The 24796-nt window shown below is 63.4% G+C and carries 26 protein-coding genes and 1 pseudogene; 11 read left to right on the top strand and 16 right to left on the bottom strand.

What is annotated here, in order from left to right; all coding sequences use genetic code 11:
* Positions 1-362: 362 nt before the first annotated feature.
* The 4 genes from ACR9ZN_RS23850 (at position 363) to ACR9ZN_RS23835 (ending at position 4508) form a co-directional block, all read left to right on the top strand.
* Positions 363-1202, top strand: a complete 840-nt coding sequence (locus tag ACR9ZN_RS23850; protein ID WP_434958908.1) for a pyruvate, water dikinase regulatory protein — start codon at positions 363-365, stop codon at positions 1200-1202.
* A gap of 10 nt (positions 1203-1212) precedes the next feature.
* Positions 1213-1833 (top strand): SRPBCC family protein, encoded by a 621-nt coding sequence (locus tag ACR9ZN_RS23845; protein ID WP_481273328.1) that lies wholly within the window; start codon positions 1213-1215, stop codon positions 1831-1833.
* Between the two features lie 22 nt (positions 1834-1855).
* A complete protein-coding gene (locus tag ACR9ZN_RS23840; protein ID WP_481273327.1) occupies positions 1856-2326 on the top strand; it encodes a hypothetical protein in 471 nt (156 codons plus the stop codon).
* A gap of 127 nt (positions 2327-2453) precedes the next feature.
* Entirely contained in the window at positions 2454-4508 is a 2055-nt protein-coding gene (locus tag ACR9ZN_RS23835; RefSeq protein ID WP_481273326.1) for an oxidoreductase, read from the top strand.
* A gap of 12 nt (positions 4509-4520) precedes the next feature.
* Here the strand turns inward: ACR9ZN_RS23835 and ACR9ZN_RS23830 are convergent, their stop codons facing one another.
* Positions 4521-5183, bottom strand: coding sequence for a TetR/AcrR family transcriptional regulator (locus tag ACR9ZN_RS23830; RefSeq protein WP_454811566.1), 663 nt, complete (start codon positions 5181-5183; stop codon positions 4521-4523).
* A 36-nt stretch (positions 5184-5219) separates the two neighbouring features.
* Positions 5220-5999: a transporter substrate-binding domain-containing protein gene (locus tag ACR9ZN_RS23825; protein WP_454811564.1), complete on the bottom strand. Its 780-nt coding sequence runs from the start codon at positions 5997-5999 to the stop codon at positions 5220-5222.
* Positions 6000-6339: 340 nt separating this feature from the next.
* Between ACR9ZN_RS23825 and ACR9ZN_RS23820 the strand changes: the two genes are divergently transcribed.
* On the top strand, positions 6340-6819 hold the full coding sequence (locus tag ACR9ZN_RS23820) for a hypothetical protein (protein WP_481273325.1): 480 nt from the start codon (positions 6340-6342) through the stop codon (positions 6817-6819).
* Positions 6820-6846: 27 nt separating this feature from the next.
* Here the strand turns inward: ACR9ZN_RS23820 and ACR9ZN_RS23815 are convergent, their stop codons facing one another.
* From ACR9ZN_RS23815 to ACR9ZN_RS23795, 5 genes are all read right to left on the bottom strand, one after another.
* Positions 6847-8031 carry a serine hydrolase domain-containing protein gene (locus ACR9ZN_RS23815; protein ID WP_481273324.1) on the bottom strand — a complete coding sequence of 395 codons (1185 nt, stop codon included), beginning with the start codon at positions 8029-8031 and terminating at the stop codon, positions 6847-6849.
* Positions 8032-8151: 120 nt separating this feature from the next.
* Entirely contained in the window at positions 8152-9186 is a 1035-nt protein-coding gene (locus tag ACR9ZN_RS23810) for an ABC transporter substrate-binding protein (RefSeq protein ID WP_441772204.1), read from the bottom strand.
* 109 nt (positions 9187-9295) lie between these two features.
* The gene (locus ACR9ZN_RS23805; protein ID WP_454811559.1) at positions 9296-10096 is read right to left on the bottom strand and encodes an ABC transporter permease; all 801 of its coding nucleotides are present in this window, start codon (positions 10094-10096) and stop codon (positions 9296-9298) included.
* On the bottom strand, positions 10089-11009 hold the full coding sequence (locus tag ACR9ZN_RS23800; RefSeq protein WP_434958897.1) for an ABC transporter permease: 921 nt from the start codon (positions 11007-11009) through the stop codon (positions 10089-10091). The genes ACR9ZN_RS23805 and ACR9ZN_RS23800 overlap by 8 nt, the downstream gene beginning before the upstream one ends.
* A complete protein-coding gene (locus ACR9ZN_RS23795) occupies positions 11009-12136 on the bottom strand; it encodes an ABC transporter ATP-binding protein (protein WP_434958896.1) in 1128 nt (375 codons plus the stop codon). The genes ACR9ZN_RS23800 and ACR9ZN_RS23795 overlap by 1 nt, the downstream gene beginning before the upstream one ends.
* A 230-nt stretch (positions 12137-12366) precedes the next feature.
* Here ACR9ZN_RS23795 and ACR9ZN_RS23790 point away from each other — a divergent pair, with 230 nt between their 5' ends.
* The 4 genes from ACR9ZN_RS23790 to dnaQ all read left to right on the top strand — a co-directional run bounded on the left by ACR9ZN_RS23790 (position 12367) and on the right by dnaQ (position 15478).
* Positions 12367-13008, top strand: a complete 642-nt coding sequence (locus ACR9ZN_RS23790) for a Maf family protein (protein ID WP_454811557.1) — start codon at positions 12367-12369, stop codon at positions 13006-13008.
* Between the two features lie 18 nt (positions 13009-13026).
* A complete protein-coding gene (locus ACR9ZN_RS23785; RefSeq protein WP_481273323.1) occupies positions 13027-13863 on the top strand; it encodes a shikimate dehydrogenase in 837 nt (278 codons plus the stop codon).
* 320 nt (positions 13864-14183) lie between these two features.
* Positions 14184-14774 carry a dephospho-CoA kinase gene (gene coaE, locus ACR9ZN_RS23780; RefSeq protein WP_454811554.1) on the top strand — a complete coding sequence of 197 codons (591 nt, stop codon included), beginning with the start codon at positions 14184-14186 and terminating at the stop codon, positions 14772-14774.
* Positions 14775-14788: 14 nt separating this feature from the next.
* On the top strand, positions 14789-15478 hold the full coding sequence (dnaQ, locus tag ACR9ZN_RS23775; RefSeq protein WP_434958893.1) for a DNA polymerase III subunit epsilon: 690 nt from the start codon (positions 14789-14791) through the stop codon (positions 15476-15478).
* A 45-nt stretch (positions 15479-15523) separates the two neighbouring features.
* On the opposite strand, the gene ACR9ZN_RS23770 is transcribed toward dnaQ, so the two are convergent.
* The 8 genes from ACR9ZN_RS23770 to ACR9ZN_RS23735 all read right to left on the bottom strand — a co-directional run bounded on the left by ACR9ZN_RS23770 (position 15524) and on the right by ACR9ZN_RS23735 (position 22740).
* Entirely contained in the window at positions 15524-16450 is a 927-nt protein-coding gene (locus tag ACR9ZN_RS23770) for a DMT family transporter (protein ID WP_481273322.1), read from the bottom strand.
* A gap of 149 nt (positions 16451-16599) precedes the next feature.
* Positions 16600-17058, bottom strand: a complete 459-nt coding sequence (locus ACR9ZN_RS23765) for a hypothetical protein (RefSeq protein WP_481273321.1) — start codon at positions 17056-17058, stop codon at positions 16600-16602.
* A 143-nt stretch (positions 17059-17201) separates the two neighbouring features.
* Positions 17202-18209, bottom strand: a complete 1008-nt coding sequence (locus ACR9ZN_RS23760) for a hypothetical protein (RefSeq protein ID WP_481273320.1) — start codon at positions 18207-18209, stop codon at positions 17202-17204.
* Positions 18210-18499: 290 nt separating this feature from the next.
* Positions 18500-18982, bottom strand: coding sequence for a protein-export chaperone SecB (secB, locus tag ACR9ZN_RS23755; protein ID WP_434958889.1), 483 nt, complete (start codon positions 18980-18982; stop codon positions 18500-18502).
* A gap of 289 nt (positions 18983-19271) precedes the next feature.
* Positions 19272-20174 carry a ribokinase gene (locus ACR9ZN_RS23750; RefSeq protein WP_434958888.1) on the bottom strand — a complete coding sequence of 301 codons (903 nt, stop codon included), beginning with the start codon at positions 20172-20174 and terminating at the stop codon, positions 19272-19274.
* Positions 20175-20275: 101 nt separating this feature from the next.
* Positions 20276-20920, bottom strand: a complete 645-nt coding sequence (locus ACR9ZN_RS23745) for a 2-dehydro-3-deoxy-6-phosphogalactonate aldolase (RefSeq protein ID WP_434958887.1) — start codon at positions 20918-20920, stop codon at positions 20276-20278.
* 33 nt (positions 20921-20953) lie between these two features.
* Positions 20954-21826 (bottom strand): 2-dehydro-3-deoxygalactonokinase, encoded by an 873-nt coding sequence (locus ACR9ZN_RS23740; RefSeq protein WP_434958886.1) that lies wholly within the window; start codon positions 21824-21826, stop codon positions 20954-20956.
* A 152-nt stretch (positions 21827-21978) separates the two neighbouring features.
* A complete protein-coding gene (locus ACR9ZN_RS23735) occupies positions 21979-22740 on the bottom strand; it encodes an SDR family NAD(P)-dependent oxidoreductase (RefSeq protein WP_454811544.1) in 762 nt (253 codons plus the stop codon).
* Between the two features lie 202 nt (positions 22741-22942).
* On the opposite strand from ACR9ZN_RS23735, the gene accD reads away from it, so the two are divergent.
* A complete protein-coding gene (gene accD, locus ACR9ZN_RS23730) occupies positions 22943-23821 on the top strand; it encodes an acetyl-CoA carboxylase, carboxyltransferase subunit beta (protein WP_434958884.1) in 879 nt (292 codons plus the stop codon).
* Between the two features lie 13 nt (positions 23822-23834).
* Here the strand turns inward: accD and ACR9ZN_RS23725 are convergent.
* A pseudogene (locus ACR9ZN_RS23725) lies at positions 23835-24260 on the bottom strand (integrase core domain-containing protein); the annotation flags it as partial.
* A gap of 28 nt (positions 24261-24288) precedes the next feature.
* Between ACR9ZN_RS23725 and ACR9ZN_RS23720 the strand changes: the two are divergent.
* The gene (locus ACR9ZN_RS23720) at positions 24289-24723 is read left to right on the top strand and encodes a hypothetical protein (RefSeq protein ID WP_481274428.1); all 435 of its coding nucleotides are present in this window, start codon (positions 24289-24291) and stop codon (positions 24721-24723) included.
* The last annotated feature ends 73 nt before the right edge of the window (positions 24724-24796 follow it).

The following is a 24796-nucleotide window of genomic DNA, read 5'->3' as shown; positions in this document are numbered from 1 at the left end:
TCACAGGCGACATCGGAAGGCCGCCAAAAATTCGATATGAAAAATGCGGAAAAAACAGCGCGGATTCCGGCTGTTGAATCAAAGCGATGGCAGCAAGCCAAGGGGGAGGGCGCAGACTCGCACTTAGCAGCTTATGAGTCTTTTGCAGCCGAGCGTACGGAATCCCATCCCAAGCAATCAGCCTGTTGATGAAAAATCGGACTCTTCCACAGGCCTTCTTAAGATCGGGTTAAGGCGCTTCATCTGTCCCCACTTGTCCACAATGCCGTCCCACGCCAATCCGAAAGTTACCAACCCATTTCGGCGTTTCCCGGCGAAGCCCATCTGTGGACCTTGCCGGGAAACTCTGCTTAGGTCCTGTCATGGTCACAAGAAGCTTCTTCCACCTTCACCTGGTTTCGGACTCCACCGGTGAGACCTTGATCATGGCCGGGCGAGCCGTCGCTGCCCAATATCCGGCGGTCTCGGCGCTTGAACACATCTACCCGCTGGTGCGCAGCGAACGCGATCTCGATCGCACCATTGCGGAGATCGAAGCCAATCCGGGTGTGGTGCTCTACACCCTGGTTGAGCCTCAACTGGCGGAGCGGCTGGAGCGTAGCTGCCGCGAAATGGGCGCTCCGGTGCTGTCGGTACTGCAGCCGATCTTCGACCTGTTCAAATCCTATCTCGGCACCGAAGTGATGGTGAAGCCCGGTGCCCAGCATGTGCTGAATGCCGACTATTTCCGCCGCATCGACGCTCTCAACTACACGATGATGCATGATGACGGGCTGATGCCGACCGATTACGACGAAGCCGACGTGCTGCTGCTCGGCGTCAGCAGAACCTCCAAGACGCCGACTTCGATCTATCTGGCTCATCGTGGAGTGAAAACCGCCAATATTCCCCTGGTGCCGGGCGTGCCCCTGCCACCGGAGGTCGAGCATCTGAAAAATCCGCTGATTGTCGGCCTTTTCGCCTCGCCCGAACGTATCGTGCAGATCCGCGAGAACCGCGTGCTGACGCTCAGCCCCCACCACGAAGTCGACACCTACACCGATCGCATGTCGGTGGCCGAGGAGATCGCCCAGTCCAGGCGCCTATTCTCCCAGCGCGGCTGGCCGATGATCGACGTCACCCGCCGTTCGATCGAGGAGACGGCCGCAGCCATCCAGGGCCTGTTGCGCGCCCATCGCCGCGCCCGCATCGTGGAGACGTGAGGAAGAGCGCATGCGGGTTCTGGCGTGGTTGGCGGGAATTCTGGGATGCATTCTCCTGGCCTATTACGGCGGAGGCTCTCTTCTGCCTGACCATGCCAGCATCTATCGCAAGATGGAGATCGGCCGGCCGCCTTCCGCCGTGTTCGCCCTGATCAACGACCTCAAAACCTTCGACCAGTGGTGGCTGTTCACCAGTACGAATCCGGCGCAACGACCAGATCAGGCCGGCCCGGCGACGATCAGCGGGCCTTCATCCGGCGTCGGCCAGAAACAGATCTGGTTGGTTCGCAACGCATCCGATCGGCAGCTGGAGATCCTCGGCCAGCTCGAAATCGTCGAGAGCGAGGCCGATCGGCATGTTGCCATTGCCGTCGATGTCCCCGACTGGCTGTCGGGGCGCTTTCGTTTCGATCTCGGCGGCAGTGGCAATACCGAGCTTGAATGGGCGACCGATGTTGCGCTGGATACAACCTTCAAGCGCTGGGCCGGCTATCTCTTGGCCGACAAGGCCATAGGTGTACTCGAGGAGATCTCGCTGGTGCAGCTCAAGGAGCTGGCGGAAACCGGCACGATCCGCCGACCCGATCCGGTCAAGCCGGCGAAAACGGTCTCTCCACCCACGGCAAGCTGAACAGGTTTGGGAACGATTGACGATGATCGCCGGTACAACGCCCTTGGCGCCGAGACCCCGGCCCGTTCTGGGCTTTCTCGTCCACCTCGCCTTCAGCCTTATCGGTATCGCCCTCGCTTCGCTCACCGCGGCCCTGACCTATATCGGCGCTATGATGGTCCGGTCCGACGCCGGTCTCAGTGACGCCGGTGATGTCCCGACCCTGATCGGTGCCTTGGCCTATATGACCGCGTTGCTCGCCGGCCTGCCGGCACTCCTGACCCGCGCCCTCATGCATCTGCTCGGCTGGCAGGCGCCCTGGCCCTATATGGCGGCGGCCGCGATCGTCGCGGCCGTCGGCTCCGTCTATCTGATGTTCGGTACCGAATGGATTTCCAACGGGAGCGCCGAACTTGCCGGCGTGGCCCTCGGCTTCGGTTTGATGGGCGCGCTGTGCGGCCTAGTGTTCTGGCTGGTGGCCGTACGACTGCCCGACCGCCTTTTGAGGGGCTAGCCACCCCACCCCGATAGATTGGTCGCACGTTTAGCCTGAGTCTCGGGCAGGCGCCGGAGGTGGCTTGCGTTCTGCCGTAAAAAGCCTATTCTTGTTGTACAATCGTTCAACAAGAGATTGATCCGAGATGCCCCGCAATCCGCGATACGACATCCTGTTCGAGCCGGTTCGGATCGGTCCAGTCACCGCACCCAACCGCTTCTACCAGACGCCGCACGCCACCGGCATGGGCTATCTCAAGCCTGAAAGCAGCGCCAAGCTGCGCGGCATCAAGGCCGAAGGCGGCTGGGGCGTGGTCTGCACGGAATATTGCTCGATTCACCCCAGTTCGGACGATTCCCCGTTCGGCTTTCTGACGCTGTGGGACGAGGACGATATCAGGGCGCTCATGCCCACCGTCGAGGCCATCCATGCCTATGGTAGCCTGGCCGGCGTGGAGCTGTGGCATGGCGGTTCACATGCCAATAATCGCCTCACGCGCGAGCCGATCCTGGCGCCGTCGGCCCGTCCGGCTCTGATTCCGCAGCCGGGCAGCGCGCGCGCCATGGACAAGGCCGATATCAAGGCCTTCCGAACCTGGCATCGCGACGCGGCCCTGCGGGCCAAACGGGCCGGCTTCGACATCGTCTATTGCTATGCCGGCCACGATTATCTGCCGTTCCAGTTCCTGTCGCCCCGTCTCAATCTGCGCGGGGACGAATATGGCGGCAGCCTCGCCAATCGCGTCAGGCTGCTGCGGGAGTTGATCGAGGACACGCATGAGGCCGTCGGGGATCGCTGCGCGGTTGCCGTGCGCCTGTCGGTCGACGAATTGCACGGGTCCCGCGGCATCACCTCGCAAGGGGAAGGTCGGGAAATCCTGGCCATGCTGGCAGAGCTGCCGGATCTATGGGACGTCAACGTCTCCGGCTCGCTCGGCAATGATTCCCGCTCCGCCCGCTTCAGCGACGAGGGTTTCCAGGAGGAGCATGTCGGCTTCGTCAAGGGCCTCACCAGCAAGCCGGTGGTGAGCGTCGGGCGGTTCACCTCGCCCGACAGCATGGTGAGCCAGATCCGGCGCGGCATCCAGGATTTCATCGGCGCCGCCCGTCCCTCCATCGCCGATCCCTTCCTGCCGAGGAAAATCGACGAAGGCCGCGAAGACGAGATCCGTGAATGCATCGGCTGCAACATCTGCCGCTCGGCCAACAACGAGGCCGTGCCGCTGCGCTGCACGCAAAACCCCACCATTGGCGAAGAATGGCGCCGCGGCTGGCATCCCGAGCGCGTCGAGGCGGCCGCATCGTCCTCGCGCGTGCTGGTTGTGGGAAGCGGCCCGGCGGGCCTGGAATGCGCCCTCACCCTCGGGCGGCGCGGCCATCGGGTGATGCTGGCCGAGGCCGGGCGCAAGCTCGGCGGGCGCATCAATCGCGAATCCAGCCTGCCCGGGCTCGCCAGTTGGGTCCGCGTGCGCGACTATCGCCTGCATATGATCGGCAAGCTCCCGGCCATCGACCTCTTTCCCGAAAGCCGGTTGAGCGCCGAGGATATTCTGGCGCTCGAGGCCGACCATGTCGTGCTGGCTACCGGCAGCCGCTGGCGGCGCGACGGTATCGGGAGTCTTGGCGAGGAAGCGGCGGAACTCGGTGCCGGCGCGATACTCACGCCCGACAACGTCTTCGCCGGTGCCGAGATCAGTGGGCCGGTGCTGATCTATGATGACGAGCATTACGCCGTCGGCGGTGCGCTGGCCGAGAAATTGAGCAAGGAAGGTCACCAGGTGCATCTGGCGACACCGGCGGCCATGCTGTCGAGTTGGACAGTGATGACCGACGAACAATTCTTCATCCAGAAGCGTTTGTTGGAACTCAGCGTGAGGCCGCTGCTCAGTCAGCGTCTCACTGGTGCTGCCAATGGCGTGGCGGAACTGGCTTGTGTCTATACCGGGCGGATCCGCAGGCACGAATTCGGCACGCTCATCCTGGTCACCGGGCGGGTGGCCGAGGATAGCCTTTATCGCGATCTCACGGCCATGACAGGGCAATGGCAAGCGGCCGGCATCCGTTCCGTTACCCGCGTCGGCGATTGCCTGGCACCCTCGTCGATCGCCGATGCGGTGCATGCCGGCCATCGCTGGGCTCGCGAGTTCGACAGGCCGCCGGCCGAGATCGCGCCGCGCCGGGAACGGCCGATACCGGCCTGATCTGTCCTGCACCTATCGCAAGGGACCCAGCGCGCTTTCCAGCAGGCCAAGACTGGCTTCCTCGGCCTCGGCCGGGGTTACCACCTTGTCGTCGAGACACCATTCCAGCCACAGGCCATCGACCAAGGCGATGAAATTGCGGGCGAGCCCGGCGGCATCGACCTGCCGGCCGCGATGGGCTGCGATGGCGGTGATTTCGAGGGCCAACTCGCTGCGGTAAGCCTCGTAGAGGCGGCGATGGGCCTGGCGCAGCTTGTCATTGACCGCGATCTCGCCCCAGAGCGCCAGCCAGACCAGGAGATTGTCGCGTGTGAAGGAGCGAGGCTGGAAATTGGAGCGCACCAGCCCGAGCAGGACGCTCTCGGGCTGGCGCTGCGCCGGGTTTTCCCGCTGCCGGCGGGCCTGCGCGATATGCTCGCTGACGCTTTCGTAGAGCGAAGACTGGTAGACCTCGACCAGGAGATCGTCGAGGCTGCCGAAGTGGTGGTTGATCAGGCCGCGCGAGACCTGGGCTTCCTTGCAGATGCTGTCGATGGTGAAGGCGGCGATACCGCCCTTGGCCAGGGCGCGTATGGCCGCCTCGATCAGCTGACGCCGGCGGACTTCCGCGGTTTCGCGGTTGAATCGGGGGGTGCGCTTGGCTGGGCGGGGCGGTGCAGGCGAGGTTGAGGTCAAACCGGATCGCTTTCTCCCGGCACCGGCCTGACGCCCTCAATCCTTGGGCGGTGTGCCGATATCGAAGCTGAAATATGTCTTGGCGAGCTTGTCGAACTCACCGCTCTTGTAAACGGCAGTGATGCCCGCATCGAGCTTGGCCTTCAAGTCGATATCGCTCTTGCGCAGGCCGCCGGCGATACCCCCCTCGAAAATCGGGTCCTTGGGTATGTTCTTGACCTCGCAGCATTCGCCATCCCCACCCTTGAGAAAGTCGGCCAGCGCAATGCTGTCGGCCAGGCCGAGATCGAGCCGGCCGGCGACGAGATCGGCATTGGCGGCATCCTGGGTCGAGTAGGTCTTCACGATAGCCTCGGGATAGGCGCGAGCGATATAATCGGCATAGATCGTGCTCGTCTGCACGCCGACGGTCTTGCCCTTCAGGCCGCCGGGCGAGAAGTCGAAGCTGTCGCCCTTGGCGCCGACGAAATGGGCTGGGGTGGTATAATAGGGAATGGTGAAGGCGACCTGCCGGGAGCGTTCCGGCGTGATGCCCATCGAGGCCCAGATCACGTCGATCTTGTTTGAATTGAGCGCCGGGATGATGCCGTCCCAGGCAGTCTGCACGATCTCGCAATCGAGCTTGGCGGCCTTGCACACGGCCTTGGCGAGATCGACTTCGAAACCGGCCCATCGCCCTTCGGCATCCTTGGCCGCGAAAGGCGGATAGGGCTCGGCGGCAAGGCTGACGCGGATGGAAGCCGCCTCGGCCCCGGTCATGGCAATGAAGAACAGGGTGGCGGCGGCGATACAACGCGTCCCGATATGAAGAGGCATGGTGTCTTTCCGTTCTCTGGCTGCACAGGCACGGCCGCGAAAGATCGGATGATCGGCAAGGGCAGGTATAAACGTTTCCCGGTGCCGAGCATCCTCCGCCGCGGCTATTGCTCTTTCTTATTGAACAAACGTACAACAAGAGAAAGGAGGATGCAATGCTCGTGGCGGCCGGCATGAACGCGGCTGGCCAGGGGCCATCGCGCACTAGGAACGGGCGAGGTGTCGGCTGAGGCGATTTTGCTGTGAATTCACGGGAGGCCGCGCGGGACGGGACGGCTCATCCCTTTGTGGTCTGGCATAGAATGAGGAGGTTTGATCGGCCAGTGCGAGCGGGGTGTGAATGACTGAGGATCGGACCCTATGGCCGCCACGCGATCATCCAGCGCTGGTTCTACTTTTTCATTTGGCTTTCAGCCTGCTGGGCATTGCCCTGGCCTCGCTCATGGCGGCGCTGGTTTACGTCGGCGTGGCAGCGCTGCAAGGGGGAAAGCTCTTGCCCTTGAATCTGCAAGAAGCCTTCCCGGTCGAGACCCCAGTCGCGACTCTGGCCGCGCTGACGGCGATGTTTGGCGTCATTCCCGCCTTGCTTGTCAGGGGAGCCGTCCAGCTGATTGGATGGAGGTCGCCCTGGCTTTACATCGCCGCAGCCGCGGCTTTTGCTATCGCCGCGTATTTCGAGATTATCCGCACCGCGCAGATTTTGTTAGAGGATCCCGATCTTGCCATGAATGCCACGGGTTTCGGCACGCTGGGTGCATCGTGCGGCCTGGTGTTCTGGCTGGTGGCGGCGCGGCTGCCGGCCGGTCTTGCGAGGCGATGAGCCCGTCCAGACCGGCCGACCATACCTTTAGACCCTCGTAGCCAGGGCCTCGAATAGCTGGAGATTGAGCTTGTCGGTCGCATCGTCCACCGGCTCGGGCTGCGAGGACAGCTTGACAACAACCACTTCGGCGGCCGGGTTCACATAAAGCCACTGGCCATGAATGCCGATGGCCAGGAAGGCGCCATTGGCATAGCCGGTCTGATACCATTTGTTGCGGTAGCGGCCCTGGCCAAGCAGATGCACGAAGTCGCCCCGCAGCCAGGCCTCGGTGCTGCCGCCCCGGCAGGTGTCATCGACCCAGGCCTGCGAGACGATACGAGTGCCCTCCAAACTGCCGCCTTGGCGCATCATTTCGCCGACACGGGCAAGATCCCGCGCGCTCATGCTTATGCCGCCCGCGGCGCGGGCCGTGCCCCCGGCATCGACCGTGACGGTGCCATCCTGGCGGGCGCCGAGTTTTTGCCACAAGCGGGAGGAGGCGTAATCGGCGTAGCGTTCGCCGCTGGCCCGTTCGACCACGATGCCGAGCAGATCGGAATTGGGCGAGCGGTAGCGGAAGGGGCCGCCATGCTCACCAACGCCCTTGGGCATGGAGGCGATGAAGCCGAGCAACGTTCCGGGATCCTGACCCGGCGCCGAGGGATTCCACAAGGTGGCGCGCCGATAGCGGGCGAATTCGCCGGCGGGATCGAGATAGGCTTCCTCGAAAGAGAGGCTGACGCGCATGTCGAGCAGGTGGCGCACACTGGCATCGGCAAAGGCCGAGCCGGCGACTTCGGGCACATAGTCGACGATAGGAGCTTCGGGATCGAGCCGGCCTTCGTTCTCTGCGACACCGGCGAGGATCGCGGTCAGCGACTTGGAGATGGAAAAGACGATGTGCCGGCTCGCGCTGGTGAAGTGCGGGGCGTGGAAGTCAGCAACGAAGCGGCCTGCCTTCATCACCACCAGGGCGTCGGTGGACGTCTGCGCCAGGATGTCGGCGAGGGAACGACTGTCGCCGTCGATCGTCAGGATTTCACGCAGCAGACCGGAGGGATCGGCGTCCGGCGTCTCGTGCCCGGCGGCTTCGGCGGCAATCCGCGCAGTCGGCACCAGTTCGGAGACGTTGCGGAAGGCCCAGACATTCCAGGGCGCCTGGCGCCAATTGCTGAGCTGTACGGCATCACGGCGAAAGCCGTAGGCGGTTTCGAAGGCTGAAAGAGGCATGATGATCGATAAAATGAGGCGGCTGGAGCGAAAGGAGGACAAAGCCCTGTCGGCGAGGGAATGTCGAGGGCCCTCCCCCTTTGTAGGAGGGAGAGGGCTTGATGTGTCGAAATGCGGCCCTTACTTCTGCAGCTCGGTCCAGATCTTGCTGTAGAGCTCGGTCACCTCGGGCGGGCAGGCATGCGAGAACTCGGCGGTCTTCATGACCTCTTCCGGCACATTGACCTCCGGTGCGTCCTTCATGTCAGCAGGCATGAACTTCTCCGAACCGGCGATGCCGTTGGCATAGCGATGGAAGGCCGAGTTCAAGGCGGCGTTTTCAGGATCCATCATGAAGTTCATGAACAGCTTGGCGTTCTCGACATTCTTGGCTTCCTTCAGCACGACGATGTTGTCGCTCCAGAGCTGCACGCCCTCTTTGGGATAGCCGTAATGGATCTGCGGGTGGCCCAGGCGCTGGCGCAAGGCCGAGCCGTTCCAGTCGCTGGAAGCCTTGAAGTCGCCGGCACCCATCTTCTCGATGGTGTTGTATTCCATGGCGATCCAGTTCGGCTTGGCCTTGACCAGGGTGTCGCGCACCTTCTTGAGCAGCGCCTTGTCGCCGTCGCACATCTTGCCGCCATTGTAGCGCAGGGCGGCGTGGATGACGTCGTTCATCTCGGGCACGACATTGGTCTTGCCCTTCAGCTCGGCCGGCGTGTCGAAGATGATGCCCCAGGTGTTGATGTCACCCTTGTAGACGTCGGTATTGACCACGACACCGACCGTGCCCCAGGCCCATGGCACTGAATATTTGCGGCCGGGATCGAAGGGCGGATCGGCCCATTGCTTGGCGACGTTCTTGAAGTTCTCCATCTTGGACGGATCGACCTCCTGCACGAGGCCTTCGGAGATCCAGATGGGAATGAAGTTCTGCGAGGGCATGGCGATGTCGTAGCCCGTGCCGCCCTGGCGCACCTTGGCGAGTGCCGTGTCGTTGGAGTCGTAGTCGGTGATGGTGACCTTGACGTTGTATTTCTGCTCGAACTTCTTGATCATCTCAGGGCTGGTGTAGTTGCCCCAGTTGAAGATGTTGAGCGCGCCCTCCGCGCTGGCGAGGCTCGTGGATGCGAGCAGCGCCAACGCGGCGGCCGTGGCCGTGGATTTCCAGTTCATCTCTGTCTCCCGTTACAAAGCCGGGGCACCGGCTTGAGCTCTATTGCCCCCAACTTGAGTGGCGATGCGGCGGCCGGGCGAAGATGCGAGCTTCGCTCCGCCCGGCGCATCAGTCTTTCTTCCTGCTGATGAAGAAGAAAATCGTGACGATGACGACGGATAGCAGCAGGAAGACCGTCGACAGCGCATTGACTTCGGGCGTGACACCGCGGCGCAGCTGGCCGAGCATGTAGGTCGGCAGCGTATCCTGGCCACCGGATTTGACGAATTCGGTGATCACCACGTCGTCGAGCGAGGTGACGAAGGCCAGCATCAGGCCGGCGAGGATGCCAGGCCAGAGCAGGGGCAGCGTCACGCGCCGGAAGGTTCGCCATGGCGTGGCATAGAGATCGGCGGCCGCGCGCTCCAAAGTCAGGTCCATGCCCTCCAGACGTGCCCGGATCGGCAGATAGGCGAAGGGCACGCAGAAGGCCGTATGGGCGGCGATCAGATAAGCCAGGCCATCATAGCCGGTGACGATCTTGATGCGGGAGAAGAAGATCAGCAGCGCCACGCCGGTGACGATTTCCGGCACCATCAGTGGCTGGTTGATAGCCGAATAGGTGAAGGTGAGTCCCCGATAGGCTTCGGTGCGCGTGGTCGCCAGGGCCGCCATGGTGGCGCAGATGGTGGAGAGCACCGCGGCGACGGTGGCGATCTGGAAGGAGCGCAGCGTGGCGTCGACCACCTGGTCGTTGTTCCAGGCCGCCGTGAACCATTTCAGCGAAAAGCCACCCCAGGTGGAGACCGATGTCGCTTCGTTGAAGGCATAAACAACCATCACCACGATCGGCAGATAGAGCAGCACGAAGCAGAGGAGCGCAATGGTGGTGAAGCCGGGCTGGCGGCGGATGGAGAAGGGCTCAGCCATGTTTCACTCCCGAACCGCCGGTGTTGCGCACATAGACCAGCAGCGCCACCATCACGATCGCCATCACCGTGATGGAGAGCGAGGCACCCAGCGGCCAGTTGCGGCCCTGGCCGAATTGCAGCTCGATAAGGTTGGACAGCATCATGTTCTTGCCGCCGCCGAGCAGGTTCGGCGTGACATAGGCGCCGAGCGCCGGGATGAACACCAGGATGGAGCCGGCGACGATGCCGGGCTTGGTCAACGGCACGATGATGCGGCGGAGTACCTGGAAGCGGCTGGCATAGAGGTCATAGCCCGCTTCGACCAGACGGAAGTCGAACTTTTCCATGCTGGCATAGATCGGCAGCACCATCAGCGGCAGATAGACATAGGCCATGCCCGCCAGGATGGCGGTATCGGTATAGAGGATCTGCAGCGGCGCCGAGATCACGCCAAGCTTGATCAGCATCGTGTTGAACAGGCCCTCGTTCCGGATGATCTGCAGCACGGCGAAGGTGCGGATCAGAAGATTGGTCCAGAACGGAATGGTGATCAGGAACAGCCAGAGGTCACGCCGGTTGGCCGGTCGCGTCGAGATGAAATAGGCGGTGGGAAAGCCGAACGCCAAGGTGACCACCGTGGTCATCAGCGCCAGCTTCACCGAGCGCCAGAAGATGGTGAGGTGGGCGCTGGCCAGCGACAGCGTGTCGTCGAACATGTCGCGTTCGAAGAACACCGAGGTCCAGGCCTCCGTGGAGAAGTTCCATTTCACGTCGCCATAGGGACCGGGCTCCAGGAAGGAATAGATCAGCACGATCAGGAGCGGGCCGGTGGCCGCGAGCAGGATCACCAGCAAGGCGGGGGTGGAGAGCAGCCAGCGATTGCGGATTTCGCTCCGCCGGGCTTTGGATGCGATTTCGGCGGCCTCTGCCATCAGTCCCTCAACACCCGGGCTGTGCCTTCGGCGAAGACCACGCCGGCGCGTTGGCCCGGCTGGAAGCTCTCGCTGGAGCCGGTGAAAGTGTCGCCGCCTGCGGCCTGAGCACTTGTATTCTGCCGGCGCACGGTGAAGCGCGGGCCGTGATCGAGACGCAGGTGAAAATGCGTATCGGTGCCGAGATAGACGACATTCTCGACCGTACCGGCCAGGAGAGCGTCTTCGCCCGTGGTGAGCTGCGCATGTTCGGGACGCACCACCAGCCAGGTCTTGTCGGCGGGCTGATGCCCGTCGCTGAGGCCGGCCTTGATCTCGCGCCCCGAAGGCAGCTTGACGCGCGCCTGGGCGCCGTCACGGCCCAGAAAATCGGTTTCGATGAAATTGGTCTCACCGATGAACTCGGCGACGAAGCGCTCGGCCGGCGTGTCGTAGATGTCGCGCGGGGCGCCCACCTGCAGGATCCGCCCGGCGGACATCACTGCGATACGGTCCGACATGGCCAGGGCTTCCTCCTGATCATGCGTGACGAAGATGAAGGTGATGCCGGTCTCGTGCTGCAGGCGCTTGAGCTCGAGCTGCATCTCCTTGCGCAGCTTGTAGTCGAGGGCCGACAGGGGCTCGTCGAGCAGCAGCACCTTGGGTTGGGGCGCCAAAGCGCGCGCGAGGGCGACACGCTGCTGCTGGCCACCGGAGATCTGGCTGGTCTTGCGATCGGCCAGGTGCTCCATGCGCACCAGGCGCAGCATCTGTGCAACGCGTGCCCCGATTTCGGCCTTGGGCTTGCCCAGCATCTCCAGGCCGAAGCCGATATTCTCGGCCACCGACATGTGCGGGAAGAGGGCATAGCTCTGGAACACGGTATTGACCGGCCGCTTGAAGGGCGGCAGGCTGGCAATGTCTTCGCCATAGAGCAGGATCTGCCCGGAGGTGGGGAAATCGAACCCTGCGATCAGGCGCAGCAGCGTGGTCTTGCCGCAGCCGGATGGTCCGAGCAGGGTAAAGAACTCATTCTGGCGAATGGATACGCTCACCGTATCCAGAGCGACGAAGGCACTGTCGCCAGCGCCGAAAACCTTCCGCACATCGCGAACTTCGATTGAATTGACAACCGTTCCGTCCGGCACGCACAACCCCTCATCTGCCTTGGCTCGCGGCCAGGCTCGTCTCGGTTCATTTTTCTTGGCTTTCGATAATGTGATCACAATATCGGCTGGTTTGCAACGGGCCGGTGTGCAGGATTTTCAGGCAACCCCTGCGGCTGAAAGCAGCGATCATGCGGCATTTTTGGCCGCTACCCTACGCAAAAGCCGGATGGGCTGCTAAGGCAAGGCAGAAAAACGGGATTTTCAGACCAATGAAAAAAGTTGACGGTCGGGCTCAGGATCAAGCTGCCGGAGTATCAGCGCGCTTCGTACTGGCCTCCAAATCCGCCATTCGCGGCGAGATGCTGAGGGCGGCCGGGCTTGCGATCGAGACGATCCCGGCAGCGATCGACGAGCGTGGCTTCGAACGCCGATGGCAGGCGGACAACCTGGCTCCCGACCGGGTTGCCGAGGCACTCGCCCGTGAAAAGGCTCTGGCCGTTTCGCGCACCGAGCCGGGTGCCGTGGTGATTGGCGCCGATCAGACCATGGCTTTGGGCGAGCAGCGCTTTTCCAAGGCGGCCACGCTGGCGGAGGCCCGCGACAAGCTTCTTGTTTTGCGCGGGCGGCGCCACGAACTCCATTCCGCCTATGCCCTGGCGAGGGATGGCGAGGTTCTGGCGAGCGGCGTTGCCAGCGCTCGCCTCACCATGCGCAATTTCTCGGATGCCTTCCTCGACGATTATCTTGCCCGAGCGGGAGAGTCGATCCTGGGCAGCGTCGGCTGCTATCAGCTCGAAGGGCTGGGCGTGACCCTGTTCGAGGCCATCGAGGGTGATTATTTCACCATTCTCGGTCTCCCCCTGCTGCCCCTGCTCGCCACGTTGCGCGAGCATGGTCTTGCGACTGCCTGAGCCTTTACAGGACACGCCATGAAACGCGCCTTCGTCGTCGGCTATCCCATCTCCCATTCACGTTCGCCGCTGATCCACGGTTTCTGGCTGAAGGAGCTGGGCATTCAGGGCAGTTATGAACGCATCGCGGTAGAGCCGGCCGCCTTCCAAGCCTTTGCCACCACGCTGGCTGATCGGGGCTTTGCCGGCGGAAACGTCACCGTACCGCACAAGGAAGCGGCCTTCCGCCTTGCCAGCGTGGACGATCCTGTCGCGCGCGACCTCGAGGCCGTCAACACGCTCTGGTTTGAAGACGGCGTGCTCAAGGGCATGAATACCGATGTCGCCGGCTTCCTTGCCAATCTCGACCAGGAGGCCCCAGGCTGGAGCGATAACCTGAGGCGGGCAGTCGTGCTCGGTGCCGGCGGCGCGTCCCGGGCCATTCTCTACGGCCTCATCCAGCGTGGCGCCGCCGAGATCCTGCTGATCAACCGCACGCTGGAACGCGCCGAAGCTCTTGCTCGCCATTTCGGCTCGAAGGTGAAGGCGCTGGCCTGGGACCAGGCCGAAACCGCCCTCGAAGGGGCCGATCTCCTGGTCAATACCACCTCGCTCGGCATGAAGGGCCAGCCGCCGCTCGATCTCGACCTCTCGCACCTGCCGAAATCGGCGTTGGTGACCGACATCGTCTATGTGCCGCTGGAGACGCCGCTGCTCGCTACGGCCCGGCGGTTCGGCCTTGCCACGGTGGATGGGCTCGGCATGCTCCTGCATCAGGCTGTTCCCGGCTTCGAGCGCTGGTTCGGCGCCAGGCCCGAGGTGACGCCGCAATTGCGGGCGCTGGTGCTGGCGGACATCGAGGCGCAAGCAGGTTGACTCGATCGCATCCATGCATTCGATCGAGTTCAATCCGCAAGATATGAAGCGTTCGCAGAATACGCGCGCTTGCCCACGAATGGGGATGGGCGTGTATTCTGCCGGGGGATGGGTTTTTTCGGGTGATCCCTGCTTGGCGACAGGCATCAATGTGATCACGATGCGCGGACATTCGTGTCCGTGTCCAAAGCGTTTTACGATGAGAACGTCTATTTCTAATCGCAGAAGAGCTCTAGCCAATCCGTTGGATTGGCCTGGAAACAAAGAGTTGGAGCAAGCAGGCGTTCAGTCATGAATGCGTTTTGCTCTGGGAGGCGATGATGACCTTCGTTCTTGGCCTGACCGGCTCGATCGGCATGGGCAAGTCGGCAACGGCGGCGATGTTCCGGGCGCGCGGCATTCCCGTGCACGATGCCGATGCCACCGTCCATCGTCTTTATGCTGGACCGGCGGTGGCCGCCGTGGAGGCCGCCTTTCCCGGCGTGACCGTGAAGGGCGTGATCGATCGCGCTAGGCTCGGGCGGCAGGTATTCGGCAATGCCGAGGCGATGCGGACCCTTGAGGCGATCGTGCATCCTCTCGTGCATGCCGCCGAACAGGATTTCCTGGCGTCGGCTCGTGACAAGGGGGCGAACCTTGCCGTGCTCGATATCCCCCTGCTCTATGAAACCGGCGGCGAGCGGCGCTGCCGGGCGGTCGCGGTGGTGTCGGCTCCTGCCCGCATCCAGCGCGAGCGCGTAATGGCTCGTCCCGGCATGGACGAGGAACGCTTCGCCATCATTCTGGCTCGGCAGGTGCCGGATGTGGAAAAGCGCCGCCGCGCCCATTTCATCATCGATTCAAGCAGGGGTCTCGACTTTGCCCAGAATCAGGTGGATGCCATAATCACAGCCCTGTCCTCCACCGCTTGAGTCGGAAGCCTTTCATGCGCGAGATCATCCTCGATACCGAAACCACCGGCCTTGATCCCAATGAAGGGCATCGGCTGGTCGAGATCGGCTGTGTGGAGATGCTCGACCGCAATCCCACCGGCGCCACCTGGCACAAATATTTCAACCCCGAGCGCGACATGCCGGTGGAGGCCTTCAACGTGCATGGGCTTTCCGCCGAGTTCCTGTCCGACAAGCCGCTCTTCGCCGAGCTCGCCCAGGAATTCGTCGATTTCATTGGTGACGCCCATCTCGTCATCCACAATGCCGGCTTCGACATGCGATTCCTCAATGCGGAGCTGAAGCGCGTCAACAAGGCTGTCTTGCAGTTAGACCGGGTGGTCGACACCCTGGCCATGGCCCGGCGCAAGCATCCCGGCGCGCGCGCTTCGCTCGATGAACTCTGTCAGCGCTACGGCATCGACAATTCCAAGCGCGTCAAGCATGGCGCCTTGCTCGACGCGGAGATCCTGGCCGAGGTCTATATCGAGCTGACCGGTGGACGTCAGACGGCGCTCAGCCTTGCTTCGGCCTCCGCCGCCATCGTCGCCCGCGCCGGCGGCGGCGCGGTCAGGCCCCGCCCCAAAGCATTGCCATCGCGCATCCGACCCGAGGAACTGGCCGCCCACGAGGCCTTCATTGCTGGCCTGGGCGAGAATGCCTTGTGGAAGAAATATGCACCGTGACGGGGCTGGTGGGTTAACGGTCTGAAGATCGGCCCTCTGCTCGCCTCATGCTGGGCGCAGGCGCCTGAAAAGACGTCCGTCGATCGCCACCAAAGCCAGGCCGATCAAGGCCATCCCGGCAAAATGCTTCAGTTCGAGCCTTTCTCCGAGAACGAGTCCGCCGAGCAGGATGGCGCTGATCGGGATGAGAAAGGTCACCAGGGCCAGATTGGTGGCGCCTGCCGTGGTCAGGATGCGGAAATAGAGGACATAGGCGAGCGCCGTGGACAAGGCGGCCAGGGCGAGGATTGCCGCCCAGACCGTCAGACCCGGCATGGCCAGCGTCCAGGGCTGGTCGACGAGGATCGCAACCGGCACCAGCATCAGGGTAGAAGCCGTGACCTGCCCGGTGGCGGTGACCATCGGCGCGACGCCGAGGGCTTTGAAGCGGCGGCCGAAAATGGCGGCGAGCGCGTAGGAGATGGCAGCGCCGAGCACGGCACATTGCGCGGCAAACTGCGCGCCCAGGTCCGCAAGGGCCTGGGGGCCAACCATCAGGGCCACGCCCGACAGTCCGATCATCACGCCGGCGAGGCGATTGCCGGTCATGCGTTCTTCCGCCGTCAGGAAATGGGCGGCGATTACCGTCCATAGGGGCGTCGTGGCATTGAGGATGGCGGCAAGACCGGAGGCGATCTCGGTCTGGCCCCAGACGATCAGGCAGAAGGGCGTGACGTTGTTGAGCAGGCCCATGCCGAAAAAGGCGGCCCAAAGGCGAGGTTCACGCGGCAGGGATTGGCCGTGGAACGACAGGACGGCCAGCAGGATGAGTGCGGCGAGGCCGACGCGCAGCAGGACAATGGTGAACGGCGGCAGGGCCTTGATCGCGATGCCGGTGAAGAAGAAGGACCCGCCCCATAGCAGCGAGAGAGTGAGCAACAGGCCCCATTCGACGGGCCCCATCGGGCTATTGGGAGTGGCAGGTCTCGTCATGGTGCAGATCCGAGAAGCGGGCTTTCTCAAGATCTGCAGCACCGGCCGGGCCGATGCCACCCGCTTCCTGCGATTTCATGCCGGGTTGCAAAAAGACCAAGCCATCGAAGACACGTTTCCCCGGGAAGAGCCGGTCCTGGTGAGAAGCTTCAGCGGGGTTCGACCTGCAGGGAACGGCCACGCCAAGTGTAGCTCGCCCTGTCCACCAGACAATAGAGACCGTGGAGCGTTACCGGGCGTCTTGGTTCCGTCTTTGGCAAGACGGTCAATTCCGCCCTGGCGCAGTCCGCTTCGGCGGGCACCGCTGTGGCGGTGACGTCTGGCAATTGCGGATAGGGTTCGCTGTAGCGATATTGCCGGGCCGCTGGCTCGGTGCCCAGCACCGACAGTAGCGTGTTCAACACGGCGGAACTGCCGGTTTCGGAAATACCGGCCTCGCCGAGTGCCTTCACCAGGGCGTTCCGGCTCTCCCGTTCCAATTGAGGGGAGGCCGGCAGCACCGCCCTTCCGTCCGTCGGGGCGAGCAACAGGACGAGTATGACTGCGAAACCTGCGCGAAAGTGCCACCGCTGTCGTTCGGAGGCGCGTCTTGCAAGGGTTCCACGCATGCCAAGCCAACTCCGTGATGGGGTATGTGAGGGAAGAATCGCTTCTATGTCCACCCTTGCGGTGAACCGGTGTCGGCTTTCATTCATCGCAGCGTGCCGGCGCCGATGGGCGTCATGGCGACGTGTCAGTATGTTCGAAGGTATCAGTCGCCAATGGCGAACAGGGCGTAGCCCGAACCCTCGTGACCATCGCGCCGGACTGCAAGGCGGCGGCCATCGGCGGACCAGGCCGCTTCCGTGGCAAGCCTGGGGACGGCAGCGTTGATGAGGCGCTGGCCGGTCCTCATGTCCCAGACCTGTAGAATACCGTCTGCCTCGACCGGACGCAGGATCAGTGACAATCTGCGTCCATCCGGCGACAGCAGCAGCCAGTTGGTCGAAATCTGCTGCTTGGCAATGCCGAGATCGTGGCTCGATCTGCGGCCATCGGCCTGCACGATCTCGATCACGCCCTGGTTGGCGCGGACCACCGCCGTGGTGCCGTCGGGCATATTCACCGGCATGTCGCTGGAGCCGAGCGCCTTGTTCCAGCTCACTTGGCCCCGATCGATCTTTTCTCCCCCGATCGTCCAGGCTCTGGTGAAAAGCCGAAACCGCTGATTGTCCGGGTCGAACTGGCCGAAACCGGAACGGCTCGTCGGGATGTCGTCCATCGGCTTCTCCCACCCGGGATCGCCACTGGTCAGGGGCATGAGCCTGAGGGTCGCCACCACCTGTTCCGTGGCGGCCGCTTTGCCTGGCTGCGGCACGGCCATCACGGCATGGCGACCATTCCAGGAGAGCAGGATGGCGCCGTTGAGGCGGCCCTCCTCGAAGTCGCCCAGCGGGGTACGGCGCAGAATCATGCCTGATTCGGCCGACACTTCCAGCAATGTATAGCGTTGGGGAATGACGCCGGCAGCGGTAGCCGGCTGGGTTTCGGTCATCGCCAAGGCCAGGCGATCGCTTTCGCCTTCGAACGCCATGGCCGGATTGTTGAGGCTTCTGCCGTCGAACAGATTCGAAAATTCATAGGCGGCGATGCAGCCGCTGCGGCGGAGCCAGACGTCGAGGAGGCCGCAACTGCGCAGTTGCTGGCCGACGAGATAAATGCCGCCACCGGCAAGCATGGCCGCGGCAAGGCATCCGACGATCAGCCGCCGCATTCCCAAGCCAATTCCTCCTGCCTCCGGTCCTTGCGTCTGCGGAGTGTGGCCGGATGATCGACATCCGATCCTGAAGCAAAGCGCGCTCATGACTGAACGCTTGCCTGCTCCAGCTCATTGTTTCCAAGCCAATCCGTCGGATTGGCTAGAGCGTCTTTGCGATTTGAAGGGATTCATTCAAATCACAACGCACTTTAGCGCGGCTTCGGGAATGGCACTTGTTTCACAACATACCGGCGGCGCGTCGAAATCGCGCCGCCGGTCCTGTCCAGGAGAGTTTCGCAGTCCGGCGATCGTCAGGCCTGACCGACGGTCGGCTGGCTCTGGGCGAGGCGGTTGCGGTAGAGCGCTACGAAATCGATCGGGTCGATCATCAAGGGCGGGAAGCCGCCATTGCGCGTGCAATCCGCGATGATCTGGCGGGCGAAGGGGAAGAGCAGGCGCGGGCCTTCGATCATCACCATGGCGTGGACATTGTCTTCGGGAATGCCGGCGAGACGGATCACCGCGCCGTAGAGCAGCTCGAACTTGAACAGAGTGTTGGCGCCCTCGCCGGCGCCGCCCTCGATCGAAAGCTCCACTTCATAGTCCGGGCCGCCGAGCGGCTTGCCGTTGACGTTGACGGTGAGCTGGATCTGCGGCGAGTTCTGCAAATTGCCGAGCGAGCGCGGTGCGTTCGGGTTCTCGAAGGAGAGGTCCTTGATGTATTGCGCCAGCACGTTGAGGGCGGGCTGGACTTCCTGCGCCTCTTCGGGGCCGTTCTGCTGTTCGTTCGCCATTTCGAGTTCCTTGTGGGTGTGCAGCCCTTGGGCCGAAGAAAAAACCGCTCCAGAGCGCCCCATGGTTCGGCAAGGCCGCCCAACCTGGCAGTGACGCATCAGAACAAAGGGCTAAAGCAAGGCTCGCTCCGGCTTGGACGCGCCATACTCTAGGAAAGGTAAACCAGTAACCGGCCGATCATGGCAGGCCACCGAGCCAGCGCGCGGGTACCACGCCGGAGCCGTGGCGACAAGGGGAGGTTGAACTTCCGTACCGGCAAGATCTCGCTGCCCCACTCCCATCTTAAGCCTATGAATTGCGCATGGCGTCGTCGATCTCGGCCTTGGTCGGAATGCTGGATTGGGCACCGGGTCGCGTGCAGGCCAGTGAACCGCTGGCGGCACCGCGAGCCAGGGCAACCTCCAGGCCAAGCCCCTGATCGAGGGCCGCGGCATAGGCGCCGGTGAAGCTGTCTCCGGCGGCGGTGGTGTCGACCGGCGTCACCTTGAGGGCCGGTGCCGCGTAGCGGGCGCCATTGCTCCAGCCGACCACGCCTTCGGCGCCCAGCGTGACGATGCCGGCGCAGCCGAAGCGTTCATTGATCAACCGGGCGGCTTCGATCGGGTCGGCGGTTTCAATGCCGGCCGCCCTGGCGACCACCAGAGCCTCATGCTCATTGACGACGAGATCGTCGACCAGCCGCAGTATTTCTTCGGGGAGCGGGCCGGCTGGCGCCACGTTGAAGACGACGCGGGCGCCGCGCGACTTGGCGTGCTTGATCGCGGCAAAATTCTCGGAGTCGCGGATCTCGCGCTGCAGCAGCACGATGTCACCCTTGGCAAGGTCGAAGGTCTCCAGCTGCTGGGCGCGCGTGGCCTGGTTCGCGCCGGAGGCGACGACGATGGCGTTCTCGGCCTTCTCGTCCACCGTGATCAGGGCGACGCAGGTCGGCTTGTCGACCGGCAGCACCGGCGCGACATCGACGCCCGCTTCCCGCATTACCGAAAGGGCGAGATCGGCAAAGCCGTCATTGCCACGCGAACCGATGATCGCGGTTTTGGAGCCGGCGCGCGCCGCCGACACCGCCTGATTGGCACCCTTGCCGCCAGGCACCATGAAATAGCCTTCGCACAGCACGGTTTCGCCAGGGTGGGGGATATGGCTGACATTGGTGACCAGGTCCACGCCAAGCGAACCGAACACGACGATCATAGGGCGGTTTCCTCGATTGTTGGAGCGCGGACTTCCAGTCCGCATCTGTTGGCAACAATATCGTCTCTAAGAGCGGACTGGAAGTCCGCGCTCCGAAAGGCTCAGGCCGTGCGCTCGCCCTGGAGGGCCCGGATGGCGGCGGTGAGGGCAGCCGCACGCTCGCCGACCTCGGCGGCGCTGCGCCCGACCGCATAGAGGTCCGAACCCACGCCGAAGCCGTCGACGCCGACGGCAAGATAGGGCGGAATGGTCTGTGGCGAGACGCCGCCGACCACCAGCATCTTGGTGTTGCGGGGCAGCACGGCGCGCATGGCCTTGACGGCGGCCGGCGATGCCATCTCGGCTGGGAACAGCTTCAGCGCATCGGCTCCGGCCTCCAGCGCGGCGAAGGCTTCGGTCGGGGTGAAAAAACCCGGCAGGGACAGGAGACCGCGCGCCTTGCTGGCCCGGATCACCTCGACATTGGTGTTGGGCGAGACGATCACCGTGCCGCCCGCCTCGGCGACGCCGGCAACATCCTTAACGGTGAGCACGGTACCGGCGCCCACCAAGGCGCGTCCGGCGAGGCTACGGGCGAGAAGGCCGATGGAGGTGAGGGGGGCGGGCGAGTTGAGCGGTACTTCCAGGATGCGGATGCCGGCCGCGACGATCGCCTCGGCGATGGCTTCCACCTCATCCGGCTTGACCCCACGCAGGATGGCGACCAGCGGCATCTCGGCCAGGGCGGAGGCGAGGGTGAGGCTCATGGTTTTATCCTTGTTGTTGATTGGGGCCTGATGTCACCGGGCCGTGGCAAGGGCGGAAAGACCATCGAGGAAAGCGCGTTCGGGCGCGATGATCTCGATGGCGTTGCCGCGAGCCCTCAGCGCCGCAACATAGCGCTTGGCCAGCACGCCGTCGGCGACCAGCGTGACGAGATGGTCCGCGCCATAGCGCTTGAAGGCGCCCTCGATCTCGGCATTGATCAAAAGGCCCGAGAGATAGGGTCCCACCTTCTCGCCGCTCATCTCCCCGGCAAGCACGCGGGTGCGGGCCTGGAACAGGCGGTTCAGCAGACCGCGTTCGTCGGTGGCGGCCTCCAGGCCGTCGTCGAAGCCGGTGAGGTCCTCGGGTTCTGCGGCGAGGCGGGCGAGCAGGCTGTGCTGGCGATAGAGGGCGTAGGTCTCGCCCGTCATGAAGGTGGCAAAGCCGGTGATGATGCCATCCTCCACCCGTGCCCATTTGGAATGGGTGCCTGGCAGGCAGACGAGGCCGTCGCGGACATCGGTGCCGAAGATCAGGGTTTCTTCGCCGCGCATCACGTCGGGACCCGTTTCATCGTGTGCGATGACACCGGGAATGATCGAAACCCGCTCGTCGATCCGCAGCATTGCTTCTGCCAGGCTCCTGGGGGAGGCGGGACAGGGCGCGTAGGCGGCCTCGGCCCAGCCATTGCGGGCGCCGACCATGCCGGCCATCAGCACCGGAGCGTCGGGGCTCGCCTTCATCCAGGCGCCGCAATGGCGTTCCAGCACGGCAGCGAAGCCGCCGGCCGGAACTGTCGACATGCCATCCTCAGCCGAGACGCGGTCGAGCACCTTGCCGGCGCTATCGAGTCGATAGGCGCGAAAACGGCTGGTGCCCCAATCCACGGCAATGAGTTCGGAAGTCATGCTGGTCCAATCAGGTTGATGTTAGGGTTGTCGCGTTTACATGCCCGCCCGCTCGCCGCCGCGCAAGCGCCATGGCGCGCACCAATCCTTCATCTGAAGCCTTCATCGATGTCGAAGATCGAGACACCTGATCCTCGACGATCCTCGATGGCTCAATACCAGCCACCATCCACGATGATCTGCTGGTTGGTCATGCCCGAGGATTGCTCGGACGCGAGGAAGAGCACCGCCTTGGCGATATCGTCGGGCACCAGCTTGCGCTTGAGCACCTGGTTGCGCGCGATCGCTTCCTCGCCCGCCTTGTCGACCCAGAGCGAGAGCTGGCGTTCCGTCATGATCCAGCCGGGAATGACGCAATTGACGCGGACATTGTCCTTGCCGAATTCACGGGCCAGCACGCGGGTCAGTCCGTAGGCGGCCGATTTGGCGGTGGCATAGGCGCTCAGATCCTCCGAGCCCATCAGCCAGGAGCCGGAACCGAGATTGACGATGGTGCCGCCGCCGGCGGCGATCATGTCGGGGATGGCTGCCTGGGCGGCAAAGAAGGCATGCTTGAGGTTGACGGCGATTCGGTCGTCGAAATAGTCGGGCGTCACCTCGAAGAATTTGTGGCGCTGGTCATGGGCGGCATTGTTGACCAGCACGGTGACCGGGCCGAGCGTGGCGCTGATATCGGCGATCGCGTCCTTCAGGGCTTCGATGTCGGTGATATCGGCCTTCTTGAACAGGACGGTGGCGCCGGCCCCACTGAGCTCGTCGGCCAGGGCTTGGGACGGCTTTTCCGCAATGTCAATGAAGCCGACCTTGGCCCCCTGCTCGGCGAACAGCCTGACGGTGGCGGCGCCGATGCCCTGCCCGCCGCCGGTGATGACGACGGTGCGGCCTTTCAGATCTGGATAAATGGCGTTCGCCATCCCTGGAACTCCCTGATGCTTTTCTGTCTGAGCGTGGATTCGTCTTACATATTGCGCGGTTCGGGCGCGCCGTCCAGCGTGTGTCGTCGGTCATGCGCCGGGGACGCTGACAAAGACGTTCGGAACGGCTAAGTAAGGCAATAATGATTGATAGCAGCCTCAGCCCGCCTAGGGCGGGCGCCCCGTGCTTTAAAGGTATCCCATGAACTGGATCGCCAATGTCGTTCCGCCGCGCATCAAGGATTTCTTCTCGCGCCGCGACACGCCTGAGAATCTCTGGATCAAGGATCCCGAGACGGGGCAGATGGTCTTTCACAAGGACCTGGAACAGAACAACTACGTCATTCCCGCCTCGAATTATCACATGCGCATGACGGCGACACAGCGCCTCAAGCTGATGTTCGATGACGGCAAATGGGAAGACATCGCGCTTCCCGAGGTCGTGGCGGATCCGCTCAAGTTCAAGGACGAGAAGCGCTATGTCGACCGGCTGAAGGATGCCCGCACCAAGACGGGCATGACGGATGCGGTGAAGCTCGGCGCCGGTACGATCGACGGCCTGCCGACGGTGATTGCCGTGCAGGATTTCGACTTCATGGGCGGTTCGCTCGGCATGGCGGCCGGCGAGGCGGTGGTCAAGGGCCTGCTCACGGCGGCCGACCGCGGCGTTCCCTTCGTGGTGTTCGCGTGCGGTGGCGGGATGCGCATGCAGGAAGGCATTCTGTCCCTGATGCAGATGGCGCGTACCACGGTCGCGATCCAGCGTTTCCGGGAAACCAGGAAGCCCTATATCGTGGTGCTGACCAACCCGACCACGGGCGGTATCACCGCTTCCTATGCCATGCTCGGCGACGTGCAATTGGCCGAGCCCGGCGCCCTGATCGGTTTTGCCGGCCCGCGCGTCATCGAGCAGACCATTCGCGAAAAGCTGCCTGAAGGCTTCCAGCGCTCCGAATATCTGCAGGAGCACGGCATGGTCGACATGGTCGTGCATCGCAACGAGATGAAGGCCACCGTCGCGCGCATCTGCCGCCTGCTGACCAAGACACCGCCCAAGGAGATCCCGGCGGAAGCCGCCTGACCTTCACGGGAGGCTAGGTGTTTAGTCCCAGCATGTCATGGGTTGGTGAACGAACGAACAGTTCGGGTTTTTTGGCGCTGATGTGTTTGAGTGCCTCGATCGGTGTCCTGAAGTGTAGCGCCCTGAGTTGCTTGGCGTAGTTATAGGCGAGAAGCCAATCGCGGACGTCGCGTCTCAGGTCCTGGATCGAAGCATAATGGAAGGCACGGACTGTGGCGTCTTTGATGGTTCGCACCATTCGCTCAGCCTGCCCGTTGGTCCAGGGATGATATGGCTTTGTAAGCCTGTGCTCGACGTTGTTCTCGGCACAGACCCTTCCAAAGACATGGGCAACCAAGCCGCCCGCGGTCCGCCTGTCATGCTGGATGAACTGGACCCCATTGTCGGTGAGCACCGTGTGGATCTTGTAGGGAACGGCCCTGAGCAAGGCCGTCAGGAAGCCATGGTGTCGCCTTGACGAGGCCGTGATGCGTCCGCGTTCCGTAAATATGGCCAGTGTCGGCCTGGCGTCGATTGCCGCTGGGCCGGCCTTCTTGCTCGGTCTGGCTCTGACAGCCTCGGCGCAATACGCGGCCAAGCCCATCCCCTTCGACGCGCGGACCCTGCCCGATTTCCTGGCGGTGGCCGTGGGTCTTGCACCGACCGTGGGGCTGGCCTTCTGCATCGTCGGCACCATTATCGCCTTTCCTCTGGCAATGACCGGCGCCGTGCTGCTGGCTTGGTTGGGCGAGCGTAATGTCGGTGCCCGACTGCCGGCGTTCTGGGCGCTGATCGGCGCATTGTCTGCCGGCATTCCGATGCTGGCCTTCTCCGGCGGATGGATGGGCTGGTTCCTTCCCTTTGCCTTTACCGGGGCGGTGGTTGCTTCGATCTGTCGCCGGCGTATCGACTGGGAGGCATGACGCCGGGCAAGAAAGGGTCTGGCCCCGCGCCGGGGGAAAAGGTAAGGCTGACGGTGTGCCGTTTCCCTTCCGG

The organism is Labrys sp. HAY1-8F, from assembly GCF_056754975.1.
Note: the sequence above shows the minus strand (reverse complement) of the source record. Positions and strands in the feature narration are given on the sequence as shown.

What these genes read in the sequence shown, in the direction of transcription:
- ACR9ZN_RS23850 (WP_434958908.1), top strand. Translation starts at nt 363, where the DNA reads ATGGTCACAAGAAGCTTCTTCCACCTTCACCTGGTTTCGGACTCCACC.
- ACR9ZN_RS23845 (WP_481273328.1), top strand. Translation starts at nt 1,213, where the DNA reads ATGCGGGTTCTGGCGTGGTTGGCGGGAATTCTGGGATGCATTCTCCTG.
- ACR9ZN_RS23840 (WP_481273327.1), top strand. Translation starts at nt 1,856, where the DNA reads ATGATCGCCGGTACAACGCCCTTGGCGCCGAGACCCCGGCCCGTTCTG.
- ACR9ZN_RS23835 (WP_481273326.1), top strand. Translation starts at nt 2,454, where the DNA reads ATGCCCCGCAATCCGCGATACGACATCCTGTTCGAGCCGGTTCGGATC.
- ACR9ZN_RS23825 (WP_454811564.1), bottom strand. Translation starts at nt 5,999, where the DNA reads ATGCCTCTTCATATCGGGACGCGTTGTATCGCCGCCGCCACCCTGTTC.
- ACR9ZN_RS23820 (WP_481273325.1), top strand. Translation starts at nt 6,340, where the DNA reads ATGACTGAGGATCGGACCCTATGGCCGCCACGCGATCATCCAGCGCTG.
- ACR9ZN_RS23815 (WP_481273324.1), bottom strand. Translation starts at nt 8,031, where the DNA reads ATGCCTCTTTCAGCCTTCGAAACCGCCTACGGCTTTCGCCGTGATGCC.
- ACR9ZN_RS23810 (WP_441772204.1), bottom strand. Translation starts at nt 9,186, where the DNA reads ATGAACTGGAAATCCACGGCCACGGCCGCCGCGTTGGCGCTGCTCGCA.
- ACR9ZN_RS23805 (WP_454811559.1), bottom strand. Translation starts at nt 10,096, where the DNA reads ATGGCTGAGCCCTTCTCCATCCGCCGCCAGCCCGGCTTCACCACCATT.
- ACR9ZN_RS23800 (WP_434958897.1), bottom strand. Translation starts at nt 11,009, where the DNA reads ATGGCAGAGGCCGCCGAAATCGCATCCAAAGCCCGGCGGAGCGAAATC.
- ACR9ZN_RS23790 (WP_454811557.1), top strand. Translation starts at nt 12,367, where the DNA reads ATGAAAAAAGTTGACGGTCGGGCTCAGGATCAAGCTGCCGGAGTATCA.
- ACR9ZN_RS23785 (WP_481273323.1), top strand. Translation starts at nt 13,027, where the DNA reads ATGAAACGCGCCTTCGTCGTCGGCTATCCCATCTCCCATTCACGTTCG.
- coaE (WP_454811554.1), top strand. Translation starts at nt 14,184, where the DNA reads ATGACCTTCGTTCTTGGCCTGACCGGCTCGATCGGCATGGGCAAGTCG.
- dnaQ (WP_434958893.1), top strand. Translation starts at nt 14,789, where the DNA reads ATGCGCGAGATCATCCTCGATACCGAAACCACCGGCCTTGATCCCAAT.
- ACR9ZN_RS23770 (WP_481273322.1), bottom strand. Translation starts at nt 16,450, where the DNA reads ATGACGAGACCTGCCACTCCCAATAGCCCGATGGGGCCCGTCGAATGG.
- ACR9ZN_RS23765 (WP_481273321.1), bottom strand. Translation starts at nt 17,058, where the DNA reads ATGCGTGGAACCCTTGCAAGACGCGCCTCCGAACGACAGCGGTGGCAC.
- secB (WP_434958889.1), bottom strand. Translation starts at nt 18,982, where the DNA reads ATGGCGAACGAACAGCAGAACGGCCCCGAAGAGGCGCAGGAAGTCCAG.
- ACR9ZN_RS23750 (WP_434958888.1), bottom strand. Translation starts at nt 20,174, where the DNA reads ATGATCGTCGTGTTCGGTTCGCTTGGCGTGGACCTGGTCACCAATGTC.
- ACR9ZN_RS23745 (WP_434958887.1), bottom strand. Translation starts at nt 20,920, where the DNA reads ATGAGCCTCACCCTCGCCTCCGCCCTGGCCGAGATGCCGCTGGTCGCC.
- ACR9ZN_RS23740 (WP_434958886.1), bottom strand. Translation starts at nt 21,826, where the DNA reads ATGACTTCCGAACTCATTGCCGTGGATTGGGGCACCAGCCGTTTTCGC.
- ACR9ZN_RS23735 (WP_454811544.1), bottom strand. Translation starts at nt 22,740, where the DNA reads ATGGCGAACGCCATTTATCCAGATCTGAAAGGCCGCACCGTCGTCATC.
- accD (WP_434958884.1), top strand. Translation starts at nt 22,943, where the DNA reads ATGAACTGGATCGCCAATGTCGTTCCGCCGCGCATCAAGGATTTCTTC.
- ACR9ZN_RS23720 (WP_481274428.1), top strand. Translation starts at nt 24,289, where the DNA reads ATGCGTCCGCGTTCCGTAAATATGGCCAGTGTCGGCCTGGCGTCGATT.